Source organism: Pontibacter sp. BAB1700 (assembly GCF_000277005.1).
Taxonomy (GTDB): domain Bacteria; phylum Bacteroidota; class Bacteroidia; order Cytophagales; family Hymenobacteraceae; genus Pontibacter; species Pontibacter lucknowensis.
In genome coordinates this window covers 1-11524 of the sequence record NZ_AKIS01000104.1, presented here as the reverse complement: position 1 = coordinate 11524, position 11524 = coordinate 1, and the positions used below count along the sequence as shown (strand labels likewise).

At 52.7% G+C, this 11524-nt stretch carries 14 protein-coding genes and 1 pseudogene; 2 read left to right on the top strand and 13 right to left on the bottom strand.

Annotated features, from left to right (window positions below; genetic code table 11):
- Positions 1-257: pseudogene (locus O71_RS24315) on the top strand (magnesium chelatase); the annotation flags it as partial.
- A 122-nt stretch (positions 258-379) separates the two neighbouring features.
- Here the strand turns inward: O71_RS24315 and O71_RS12600 are convergent.
- The 10 genes from O71_RS12600 to O71_RS12565 all read right to left on the bottom strand — a co-directional run bounded on the left by O71_RS12600 (position 380) and on the right by O71_RS12565 (position 7450).
- The gene (locus O71_RS12600) at positions 380-670 is read right to left on the bottom strand and encodes a hypothetical protein (RefSeq protein WP_007657348.1); all 291 of its coding nucleotides are present in this window, start codon (positions 668-670) and stop codon (positions 380-382) included.
- Between the two features lie 3 nt (positions 671-673).
- Positions 674-1504 carry a CPBP family intramembrane glutamic endopeptidase gene (locus O71_RS12595; RefSeq protein WP_081490495.1) on the bottom strand — a complete coding sequence of 277 codons (831 nt, stop codon included), beginning with the start codon at positions 1502-1504 and terminating at the stop codon, positions 674-676.
- An 82-nt stretch (positions 1505-1586) separates the two neighbouring features.
- Entirely contained in the window at positions 1587-1730 is a 144-nt protein-coding gene (locus tag O71_RS26855) for a hypothetical protein (protein ID WP_007657346.1), read from the bottom strand.
- On the bottom strand, positions 1727-2776 hold the full coding sequence (locus O71_RS12590; RefSeq protein ID WP_007657345.1) for an NRAMP family divalent metal transporter: 1050 nt from the start codon (positions 2774-2776) through the stop codon (positions 1727-1729). Before O71_RS12590 ends, O71_RS26855 begins: the two co-directional genes overlap by 4 nt.
- A gap of 5 nt (positions 2777-2781) precedes the next feature.
- Positions 2782-3552 carry a 5-oxoprolinase subunit PxpA gene (gene pxpA, locus O71_RS12585; protein WP_007657338.1) on the bottom strand — a complete coding sequence of 257 codons (771 nt, stop codon included), beginning with the start codon at positions 3550-3552 and terminating at the stop codon, positions 2782-2784.
- Positions 3549-4556, bottom strand: coding sequence for a biotin-dependent carboxyltransferase family protein (locus O71_RS12580; protein WP_007657330.1), 1008 nt, complete (start codon positions 4554-4556; stop codon positions 3549-3551). The genes pxpA and O71_RS12580 overlap by 4 nt, the downstream gene beginning before the upstream one ends.
- Complete coding sequence (pxpB, locus tag O71_RS12575) at positions 4546-5280, bottom strand: 5-oxoprolinase subunit PxpB (RefSeq protein WP_007657329.1); 735 nt, start codon at positions 5278-5280, stop codon at positions 4546-4548. Before pxpB ends, O71_RS12580 begins: the two co-directional genes overlap by 11 nt.
- A gap of 121 nt (positions 5281-5401) precedes the next feature.
- Positions 5402-6055, bottom strand: coding sequence for a dicarboxylate/amino acid:cation symporter (locus O71_RS27305; protein ID WP_369750919.1), 654 nt, complete (start codon positions 6053-6055; stop codon positions 5402-5404).
- The gene (locus O71_RS27300; protein ID WP_369750918.1) at positions 6055-6750 is read right to left on the bottom strand and encodes a dicarboxylate/amino acid:cation symporter; all 696 of its coding nucleotides are present in this window, start codon (positions 6748-6750) and stop codon (positions 6055-6057) included. Before O71_RS27300 ends, O71_RS27305 begins: the two co-directional genes overlap by 1 nt.
- Before the next feature lie 238 nt (positions 6751-6988).
- Positions 6989-7450: a peptidylprolyl isomerase gene (locus O71_RS12565; RefSeq protein WP_007657328.1), complete on the bottom strand. Its 462-nt coding sequence runs from the start codon at positions 7448-7450 to the stop codon at positions 6989-6991.
- Positions 7451-7644: 194 nt separating this feature from the next.
- Here O71_RS12565 and O71_RS21795 point away from each other — a divergent pair, with 194 nt between their 5' ends.
- Entirely contained in the window at positions 7645-8274 is a 630-nt protein-coding gene (locus O71_RS21795) for a fasciclin domain-containing protein (protein ID WP_007657327.1), read from the top strand.
- Between the two features lie 7 nt (positions 8275-8281).
- Here the strand turns inward: O71_RS21795 and O71_RS12555 are convergent, their stop codons facing one another.
- The 3 genes from O71_RS12555 to O71_RS12545 form a co-directional block, all read right to left on the bottom strand.
- Positions 8282-8983 (bottom strand): SDR family oxidoreductase, encoded by a 702-nt coding sequence (locus O71_RS12555; protein WP_007657325.1) that lies wholly within the window; start codon positions 8981-8983, stop codon positions 8282-8284.
- 70 nt (positions 8984-9053) lie between these two features.
- On the bottom strand, positions 9054-9977 hold the full coding sequence (rsgA, locus tag O71_RS12550; protein ID WP_007657323.1) for a ribosome small subunit-dependent GTPase A: 924 nt from the start codon (positions 9975-9977) through the stop codon (positions 9054-9056).
- 5 nt (positions 9978-9982) lie between these two features.
- Positions 9983-11224 (bottom strand): 3-deoxy-D-manno-octulosonic acid transferase, encoded by a 1242-nt coding sequence (locus tag O71_RS12545; RefSeq protein ID WP_007657321.1) that lies wholly within the window; start codon positions 11222-11224, stop codon positions 9983-9985.
- Positions 11225-11524 lie beyond the last annotated feature (300 nt).

Below are 11524 nucleotides of genomic sequence, written 5' to 3'. Positions count from 1 at the left end.
TGAATGATGCGCCTGCCTCGGAATACAAGAAAGCTTTGCAGGCTATACCTGGCCTGAGCGAACTGGTAGAGAAATACCGCTCGGATGCAAAAGGAGACGAGAAACTTTTTATGATGGAATTTGCCCTGCATGGTTTAGCAGAGCACAGTCAACTCAGCAAAAACCGCCTCAGCACCGGCCTGCAGTTCAAGGACCTGCTCAGTGGTATGTTCACTATGCCGAGCTTCGGTGAGGAAGAAGACGAGGATGACTTTTAAGAAGTCTAGGAGTTAGAGAGTTTTGGAGTTAAAGAATTGAAAGGCAGCAGCGGTACTGGTACCGCTGCTGCCTTTTTTCTATTATCTAGTGAATAATCTCCGGTCTTAAAGGGAAAAGGAATTTATACCTGAAGCAACTCAGTGACGATACTTTCCCATTCTTCCTGAAGCGAGGTGTTGGGCTTTTTACGACCAGCCCGGCTATACCAATAGTCTGCATTCCAGGTGTCACCCTCTTTACGGTGCAGGTAAGCATGAATCCAGGCAGCGGTTTTGTCTGGCAGGTCCTGGATCAAAACATGCGCCTTGTCCCAATCTCCCTTCGCCTCATACCACAGTGCCTGCAGGTATACCGATACCTCCGAAGGTGGGGCGGGAGCGGATAAGCTGGCTTTGAAAGTGTGTAGGTTCATTTCTTAATTTGACACCAAGGTTAATGAAATAGGCTTCTCCCGCTTCCAGGCAACTACAATCCTAAGCACAATAATCAACCTGAGTAAAGTGAAAATCACTTCTCCAGTCTGATCCAGGTTAGTTGGATAGGCCATGTTTGCCATCAGGTGGAGCAGGATAGCGCCCAGTATACTGCGGTGGGTGTGGTTGTATACCCAGGTGAATACAAAAGAAAGCATGATCAACTGGAAAGACCAGGACCAGAACTGGTAGCCAAAGCCTTTGGCGTGCTGTGAGGTGCCTTCGATGAAGAAGAGCGGCAGGTGCCAGGCTATCCAAAAAAGGCCTAGTATTAAACTGCCTGCAATAGCACCATACTTTTCCTGCAGTGGGTCCAGTACGTAACCACGCCAGCCCAGTTCTTCTGAAACAGGGCCTGCGAATAGCATGATCAGCGCAAAAATAAGTATAGACGAAGGTGAGTCGAGACCGCTGAACAAACTCGCTACCGGCGGCTGTGTGCCACCGAAAAAAGAGTAGATGTAATAACCCAGAAAGTAGATCGCCGGAAAGATAAGCATAATGACCAGGTACCATGCCCAACCAATTCGACTGAAACTGAAAACCCGGCTCCAGAAGTCACGCTTCTCTGCTGCCTGACCATAGCGCTGCACCAGGTAAATCGCTGCGAACGAAGGCCCGAAAGCACCCAGAATAATACAAGGCAGCAGCAGGTCGTCAGGAAGCGGCAGCGCCAGGATAGCGCCCCAGACCAACCACGAAAATGCAAAACTTAAGGCAAAGAATCCCCAAATGCTGGCGACTGCTGGTTTTGAAGCAGGTAGGCGAGTCATCGTAATAAGCTTAAGGTGAGAAAACTTTATACAATATAGCAAAGTTTACATACTAGCCAAACAAGGTATAGCACTCCCAAGCCTAGCTAAACAAAGCCGGCAACTGCTTCACCAGGGTGTAACCACCCATCCAGGCCATCACCAACACAACCAGTACCCCAAAAATGGTCAACCACAGCGGGTGCTTATACCTGCCGATAACCTTCACTTTGTGAGCAGCGATCAAAATAGTGCCAAGCGTAAGGGGTAAGATAAGGCCGTTGAGGGCGCCAGCAGGATCAGCAGGTGCACCGGACGGCCGATAGTGACGAAGATGACAGTGGATATAGCGATAAAGCCGATGATGAACCAGTTCTCGTTCCGCTCGATGCTCCGATGGAATGACTTGATGAAAGACACAGAGGTATAGGCCGAGCCGATCACAGAGGTAATAGCCGCCGAGACCATCACGATGCCGAAAAGCTTATAGCCAACATTGCCAGCCGCCAACTGAAACACGGAAGCCGGCGGGTTGCTTTCGTCGAGCACAAGGCCTTTGCTCACGACTCCCAATGCTGCCAAGAACAGGAAAATCCGAATGATGGAAGCTACTGTTATACCTGACACAGCACTGGTGTTTACCTCTGGCAGGGCATCTTCGCCTTTCACGCCGGCATCGAGCAGACGGTGACCGCCTGCAAACGTAATGTAGCCGCCTACTGTGCCACCTACCAGCGTGATGATCGAGATAAAATCGATCTGATCAGGTATGAAAGTTTTGGTCACGGCTTCGGCCACAGGTGGGGCAGAGGTGATGGCCACGTACACAATCAGCAGGATCATCAGCAGGCCCATAAACTGGGCAAAGCGGTCCATCATTTTTTTGGCTTCGCGCACCAGGAAGATCCCAATGGCTATACCTGCGGCAATGATGGCACCCAACTCAGGAGAGATGCCGAACAGCACGTTGAAGCCTAGTCCGGCACCGCCTACGTTGCCGATGTTGAAAGCAAAGCCACCAAGTACAATCAGCACCGCCACAAAAAGTCCCAGGCCTGGCAGCACCAGGTTGGCAATGTCCTGCGCCCGCTTCTCCGACACGGCAATTACACGCCATACGTTGAGCTGCACCCCGATATCTAGGATAATGGAGGCCAGGATCACGAAGCCAAAGCTGGCGGCGAGTGATTGCGTGAAAACAGTGGTCTGGGTAAGGAAGCCGGGTCCAACCGCAGAAGTTGCCATCAGGAAGGCGGCACCGAGCAGGACGCTCCAGTTGCGTTTCTGCTTCATGGGCGTTACACGTTTGGCCTGGCAAGCGCTATACCTTCGCGCTGCAATGTTTCGTATATCTGTCGTGCAAACTCCAGCGCATGCGGACCGTCGCCGTGTATGCAAATCGTGTCGGCCTGTATATTTATGTCGGTGCCTTGCTGCGACTGTACTTTGCCTTCCTGCACCATCAGCAGTACCTGGCTGGCAGCTTTGTCAGGGTCGGTGATCAATGCGTCGGGCTGACGACGGGAGGTAAGGGTTCCTTCCTGCTGGTAGGTACGGTCTGCAAATACTTCATTGGCAGCTCCCAGGTTAAGTCGATTGGCGGCTTTTATCAGCTCACTTCCGGCCAGCCCGTAAAGCAGTGCCTCGGGCTTTACCTTATACACGGCCTCGGCAATGGCTTCAGCCAGTTTGACATCGGTTGCGGCCATGTTATAGAGGGCGCCGTGGGGTTTCACGTGGTGCAGGGTGCCACCCTCGGCCTGCACAAAAGCCTGCAACGCGCCAATCTGGTAAATGACCATGTCGTATACCTCCTCTGCCGAAACAGCCATATTGCGCCTTCCAAAGCCCACCAGGTCGGGCAGGCCGGGATGGGCACCGATGGCAACATTGTGCTGGAGACAAAGCTGCACCGTTTTGCGCATCACGCCAGGGTCGCCGGCATGAAAGCCACAGGCAATATTAGCCGAAGTGACATAGGAAAGTATCTGTTCGTCATTCCCTATACGGTAGGCGCCAAAACTCTCGCCCAGGTCGCAGTTCAGGTCAACGGAGAGGGGTGTGTTCATTTGCTGTGTTTTAGGTGGATGGCGTGTGCCAGCTGTGTCAGGTTCTGCTCCTGCCGGATGTAAAGCTGCTGGGCTTCTTCCAGCGATACTTCCTCAAACGCAATGGTCTGACCCGGCGCAACCTGGGCTAATATAGGCAAATCGACGCTAACTACCTGCAGGATGCGCGGGTAACCGCCTGTTGTCTGGTGGTCGGCCATCAGCACAATTGGCTTGCCCTCAGGCGGCACCTGCACCGTGCCAAAAGTCACAGCAGTGGAGATAAGCTCCGTCGCTTCGTTCAGGTATAATGATACGCCCTGCAACCGGTAGCCCATCCGATCAGACTGGCTTGATACCTGAAAGCGCTCCACCCAGATCTGCTCCTGGCTGGTGTCAGAGAAGAGCTCAAATTCAGGACCTTTAATAGCCCGAAGGGTCGGGTTAGGCTTGTAGTTGGGGTAGAACTGCGGGTCGGGTGTCCAGGTGGCGGCTAGGTAATCGTGGCCGTCTGTAGTACCTGTTGCCTGTGAAAACAGCGCTATACCTGTAGCGGTGGGGCTGTTGCAAGGTATAAAGTCGCTGGCTTGCAGTGCCCGTCCCTGGTACCCGCCTATACCTGCCTGCAGGTAGGTGGCGTAGCTGCCCATCACTTGTGGTATATCAAAACCACCTGACACGGCCATATAAGCCCTGCAGCCGGATTGGGGTGCTCCAAAAGACAAAATGCTGCCGCTCTTCACAAAATAAGGACGCCACAGACGCAGCTTCTCCCCGTTAAGCTCAGCTGACAGGTCAGCGCCGGTCAGGGCGATCAGTTGGTCCTCGGTAAAGCGTATCGTAGGTCCGATCAGCGTTATTTCCAGCACGGCTTCGTGCTCCGGGTTGCCAGCCAGCATATTGGCTACCCGGGAGGCGAAGGTATCCATGGCACCGCTTGTGATGATGCCCTCTTTCTGGTGTCCATACCTGCCCTTATCCTGCAGTGTGGTGAGCAGGCCTGGCTTTATGATCTCAAGCCCCATGCGATTTCTCCTTTCGCTGCCAGTATTCTTTTTCAGAGATAGCCACAAATTTCACCTGATCACCGGCCTGCAGCAGACTGGGCTGCTCCCGGTCGGGGTCAAAAAGCCGGAGTGGCGTACGGCCAATCAGTTGCCAGCCACCCGGTGTCTCGATGGGGTAGATGCCTGTCTGGCCGCCCGCTATACCTACCGATCCGGCAGGGATGTGCGGTCTGGGGTTTTGCTTCCGGGGAGTAGCCAGCTTTTTCGCCATACCGCCCAGGTAGGGGAAGCCAGGCGCAAAGCCGATCATGTATACCTGGTACTTGCCGCGTACGTGGCTGGCGATGACTTCCTGAGGGGTAAGTTTGGTATGCCGGGCTACATACTCCAGGTCAGGACCGAAGGAGCCATTGTAACACACCGGAATCTCCACTACACGGGGCTTAGTACCTTTACCATTTTCGCGGGCCACTTTAAGCATGTGCTGTAGCTGGTCCGTCACGCGGGTGTAGGGGTTGTAAAAACCTCGCTCACTTGCCTGCCAGGGGTCATAGTACACCGTGACAGTGTTAAAAGCAGGCACCTGTTCTCTGAAGCCAGTAAAAGGATGCCGGTCCAGATAGGTACTGAAGGCGCGCACCTTGGTGTGAGTGGCTTCATCAATGCTATCGCCAAACTGCACCGTAATGGCGCTGTCGCCAAGTGGGTATAGCCGGAATAGCTGCATGTCTTTCTGCTTCATGCCTAGGCTGTTTAATGTGCCTTTGTATACCTGTTGGAGTACGGTATAGTTAACTAAGGTACATAAAAAACACAAGACCGCAGGGGGCAGCCTTGTGTTCCAAAAGGATATTCTGAATTTATTAGTCGTGCAGGCCCACGTCTTCCAGTGATGGAGGATGCAACTGGCCTTCTGTTTGGGCGATCACCATGGCTACCGTTGCATCGCCGGTTACGTTCACGGTGGTACGGAGCATATCCAGAATACGGTCAGGGGCCAGGATCAGGGCGATACCTTCGATCGGGATGCCTGCCTGCTGCAGCACGATCACAAGCATCACCACACCAGCACCCGGCACGGCAGCGGCACCAATGGAGGCCAGCGTCGCTGTCATCACAATGCCCAGCTGCGTCATCAGGTCGAGGTCCATTCCATAAGCCTGCGCTATAAACACAGCAGCCACAGACTGGTAAAGGCTGGTACCGTCCATGTTGATAGTAGCACCCAGCGGCAGCACAAAGCTGGTGATCTCCCGGTTGATGCCCAGTCGCTCCTCGCAGCGCTCCATGGTAACAGGAAGCGTAGCCGCGCTGGAAGAAGTGGAAAGCGCCAGCATCTGCGCCGGGAAAATGCCTTTAAAGAAGTCTGTGTATTTTGTTTTGCCGATGGTCACGACAAGTGTTGGGTATACCAAAAGCATCATGATGGCAAGGCCTGCAATCACGACCAGGCCATAATAGCCCAGCACCAGCAACAGCTCAACGGCAGCCGCCGGATCGTCTCCTGCAAAATCCACTACCAGTCCGGCCAGCAGGCAAATACGCCATAAGGAGCCGCCATCATGATGATGTCTACCATCTTGAGTATAACCAGGTTGACACCGTCGAAAAAGGCATTGATGGGGGCAGACTTATCTTTGGGAATCATGATAAGTGCGATGCCAAAAAGCAGTGCGAAGAAGATCACCTGCAGCATGCTGCTGTTGTTGGTCATCGCCCCGAAAATATTGTCCGGCACAATATCGACCAGCGCCTGCAAAGGACCCTGTTGCTCTACTGCGGCTGCATCGGATGATCGCTGCTCGGTGGTAGCTGCAAACTGCGATTTAAACTCTTCCCGCTTCTCAGGTGAGAAAGCCTTGCCCGGCTCCACCAGGTTCACAATAATCAAGCCCAGCACTACCGCCACGATAGTGGTCATGATGTACATGCCGATGGTCTTGGTACCAATGCGCGAGAGCTTGCTCACATCACTCAGACTGGCCACCCCTGTTATCAGCGACACGAGTACCAATGGCACCGCGATCAGCTTGAGCAGGTTGATAAAGATGGTGCCAAAGGGTTTGATAAAGTCGGCAGTGAACTCGATAAGGCCGAAGGAGCTGGCAGAGATTCCCCATGCTACCCCGAGGGCCATACCAATAAGAATCTGCCAGTGCAGGGCTAACTTCTTCATAAACAGGATGGTGGCGGGCAATGTAAACGAGCCCACCCATGTTTGGTGTAAGGTTCAGATTAATGCGTGCAGGCAAAATATCAGGTATGGCGCCGCCAAAGAGCCTGTAAAGTATGCCCGCGTCAGGTAAAATTAAGCAAAATCCTTCAGAAAAGGCCGGAATATCTCAATTCCGGAATTTAATGCTCAGTGGGGCCCGATAGAGCGGTTTTATAAAAGAAAAAGACCGCAACTGGTGCGGTCTTTTTGGTTAGATGATCTAGTGTCGATAAGCTTATGCCTCCTCGCTCACCACGATCTTTTCAATTTTGTCATTGGCTTTGATCTGGTCGATCACGTCCAGGCCTTCTACCACTTTGCCGAAGCAGGTATGGTTACGGTCGAGGTGTGCTGTATTCTTACGGCTATGGCAGATGAAGAACTGCGACCCACCGGTGTTGCGGCCGGCATGGGCCATGCTCAGCACGCCACGGTCATGGTACTGGTTTTCGCCAGTCAGTTCGCAATCGATTTTGTAGCCCGGGCCACCTGTACCTGGTACACCCTTAGCGCCTTCACGTGAGTTAGGGCAACCGCCCTGAATCACGAAGTCAGGAATTACACGGTGGAATGTCAAGCCATCATAAAAGCCTTTCTTGGCCAGGTCTTTAAAATTCTGAACCGTTTTAGGGGCGTCTTTATCGTAAAATTCTACTTTCATGACGCCTTTGGCGGTATGGATTTCTGCAGTGCTCATAATTCTATTCGTTTAAGGTAATGTAATACTATCAACTACAAAAGTACGCAAAATATCCATTGGCAGCCAGTCGACCAACAGGCCGATTTGGCTGAAGGGGCTACTGGCTTGGTATTTGCTAAAACTTGAAGCGCCTTAAAACAGTAATTGTACTATAGCGCGACCCCTGAATTAGACTAAAACCTGAGCCTCCTATGAAAGCAAATTCCTACATATTAACCCTGTTTGGGCTCGCCATGCTGCTGCTTACTGCCTGTGATCAGCCCAAGGACACCCAAACCGGAAACGAAGCCGACCTGCAGGAAAGCCCCAATGCCCTGCAGACGAATGGGCCTGTGGAGCCGCAAGCCAGCACTGCACGCCAGATTCCGGGCGGCACCGAGGCTGCCCGTGTATCTGCACGCAGTTTACTCGATAATGTAGCAGCTAACAATGACCTGAGTACTTTCAGCTCGCTTTTGCGCACGGCTGGCGTTGCCAAAAGTCTGAGTGGAACGGGCCCCTATACCGTATTTGCTCCCACCGAGGCAGCCTTTCAGGCCTTGCCTGATAGTTTGCGCGAGAACCTGAATAGCCCAGATCACCGGGAACTGCTACAGCAAGTACTCAACAATCACATTATAGCAGGCAAGCTGACCACAAGCGACCTGCAGGACGGCGCCATCCTGAAAACAGCGGCAGGACGACAACTGAAAGTCACAAAGCGCAACAGTAACGTGCGCATTGACAGTGCTGTGATAGAGGAGCCCGATGGGATGAGTAGCAATGGTGTGCTGCATACGATAGACAAGGTACTCGTGCCAGTGGAAGAAACTATCCTGTAAGCTTAGCTTAGAAAGGATTTGTCGCCCAGACGGCCATCTCAGGTATAAAGCCCCTGTCATCGAGTTCCAGCGCTCCTTTGATCGCCCGCGCAATCTCGCGACCGCGTAGTTTATTTGGCTGGCTGTCGCGCTCTTCCCGTTCTTCACGCCCAAATGCAGTGGTAACCTCGCTCGGATTCAGCAACATAACCCGCACATTGTAGGGGCGTAGTTCCATCTGCCAGCACTGAGTCATGCCGCGTAAGGCAAATTTAGAAGAAGCGTATACCGTACCGCCCTCATAACCTTTGGTAGCAGCTGTAGAGCCGATGTTGATGATGTTGCCGTAGTTCTGCTTTTTGAAGATCTCAGCCGCCCGCTTTCCCATCATGGCTGCTCCGAACACGTTCACGCTATAGATTTGCTGAAAGTCTTCCAGCGATACATCCTCTAATCTTTTGGAGTAGCCGATGCCTGCATTGTTGATCAGTGCATCTAACCTGCCGTATTCATTCATGAAGGTTTTAAAAGTCTGCTTCACGTCATCCGGATTCGCCACATCAGCTGTGATCGGCATGGCGCCGAGTTCCCTGGCTGCTTTGTGCGTGCGTTTCTCGTCACGACCTGTAATGGCTACGTTTGCGCCGTGTTCGATGAGTAGTCTGGCCGTGGCATAGCCGATACCGAGTGTGCCGCCTGTGATCAGGATATTCGCGTTTTCAATTTTCATAACAGTACAGGTATGGTTAGGCTTTCTGTAACGTTATGGAGGGGGGATGGTTAAATAAGTTGGGTGTGATTTACTTTCTGTTATCCTCTCCCTGTAGCATACTCAGGTAACTCTCATACCTGGTCAGGGCAATTTCGTTTTTGCGGACGGCTTCTACGATGGCGCAGCCGGGTTCGTTGAAGTGGGTGCAGTTGTTGAAGCGGCACTGGTTGAGGCGCTCGCGCATTTCGGGGAAGAAGTGGCCGAGCTCTTGTTTGGGGATGTCGACGATGCCGAGCTCTTTAATGCCGGGCGTGTCGATGATGAAGGTTTCGGGGTTTATTTCGAACATCTCGGCAAACGTAGTCGTGTGCACACCTTTGTCGGAGAAGCCGGAGATCTCGGAGGTTTTCAGGTCGAGGTCAGGTACGATCAGATTGATAAGTGTGGACTTGCCTACGCCTGAGTGGCCAGAGAAGAGGGAAGTTTTACCGTGCAGCAGCTCTTTGAGCTCGTCTATACCTTCGTTGGTATGTGCCGATACAGCCATCACCTTATAGCCGATGCGCTCGTACAGGTAGGCGATCTGCCGCTGGTACTCCTGCATGTCCTCGTCGTAGAGGTCGGTTTTGTTGTAGACAATCACGGTAGGTATACCGTAGGCCTCAGCCGTGACCAGAAAGCGGTCGATGAAGCCGAAGGAGGTGCGCGGCGACACCAAAGTGGCAATGAGCAGGGCCTGATCGAGGTTGGCGGCGATAATGTGCGCGTGCTCGGCCTTGTGCGTGGATTTACGGATGATGTAGTTTTCGCGGTCTTCGATTTTGTGGATCACGGCGGTATCTTCGCCCGTAGTCTCCACATCGAACTCTACACGGTCGCCCACGGCCAGCGGATTGCTCACCTTCATGCCCTTGAGCTTGAACTTGCCGCGCAGACGCGCCCGGTGCAGCTTGCCCTCCTCGTCACGCACCAGATACCATGACCCCGTCGATTTTACTACAACTCCTTTCATTCGTTTTATTTCAACAGCTGACGCACATCGGCCATGATTTTGGCTGTGGCGCCCGCCTGTTCGTGTACGTAAGTTTTTTCTTTGTCGGTTATACCTTGGCGCAGTCCGGGCGTGATATGCACCCGCTCAAATGCCTGCATCAGCTCCTCTGCATTGTTTATCGGGAAGGCGCAGCCCAACTGTACCAGATCCTTCGCTTCCTGGAACTTCTCAAACTTCGGCCCGAAGAACAGCGGCAGTCCAAACACAGCCGCCTCCAACGTGTTGTGCAACCCCTTGCCGAAAGCCCCGCCAATGTAGGCATATGTGCCGTAGCTGTAGAGCGACGAGAGCATGCCGATGTTGTCAATCACCAGCACGTTATACCTGCCAGCGTCCGCCTCTTTGGCCTGCGAAAAACGCATGGCACTCTCACCGAGCTGTTGCATGAGTTGACTGATGCCGCTTTCATGAATCTCGTGCGGGGCGATGATGAACTGTATACCTTGTCGGTGCTTCTGAATCAGCGGCAAGAGCACGTTGATATCTGCTGGCCAGCTACTGCCCACCATAAACACCTCCTTGCCCTCTGCAAAAGCCTCCACCACAGGTATAGTCTTCACGCTGGCCGCCGTTTGCAGCACCCGGTCGAAACGGGTATCGCCGGCAATGCTGGCTTTGGCTATGCCTATACCTTGCAGGAGTTTCAGCGAGGCCTCGTTTTGGGTATAAATATGCGTGAAGCGCTGCAGCATGCTGCGGTTGAAACCGCCGTAAGGTTTGAAGAACACCTGGTCGGGACGGAAGATAGCTGAAATGGACAGCACAGGTATAGTCCGTTCCTGCAAAGCCTGCAGGTAGTAGTGCCAGAACTCGTACTTCACAAACACCGCCAGCTTTGGCTGCACGATGTCCAGAAAACGGTTGGCATTGCTCTGGCTGTCGAGCGGCAGGTAGAAGATGTAGTCGGCACCCGCATAGTTTTTGCGCACCTCGTAGCCCGAAGGCGAGAAGAACGTCAGTACCACCTTATACCCTGGAAACTCCTGTTTGAAAGCTTCAATTACCGGTCGCCCCTGCTCAAACTCCCCCAGCGACGCACAGTGAAACCACACCACCGGCGCCGTGTTGCTCTGCAACTCTTGCGCCATCCGCTCAAACTGTCCCGCACGCCCATTCTGCATCAGCTTCGCCTTCTGGTGAAAAGGTGCCGCCAACGCGATAGCCGCCTGGTAAGCTTTCAGTCCGATGTCGTAGAGTAGTTTCAAATATGATTTTGAGCTATAGCATTACAGCGTCGCGATTTGCACGCTGTCTTCAAGCTGCAAATATAAGGTATTCTGAAGCGATAGTGGTAAGGAGGTTTTAGTTTGTAGGAGGGGAGGGAAGAATGATAACTAAGTTACTGATATCTGCTATATTTGGTAGGATAAACGTAGGTAATTGCGTTTATCTACAAGTTAAATCCGTCATTGGGATTATTTTCAAATTTTAAAATGGCGAAGCTTTCAGGCTTTACCGGCGGGGAGGAATCACAGGCTATAAAAAAGGGAATGCCTGCAGAAGAG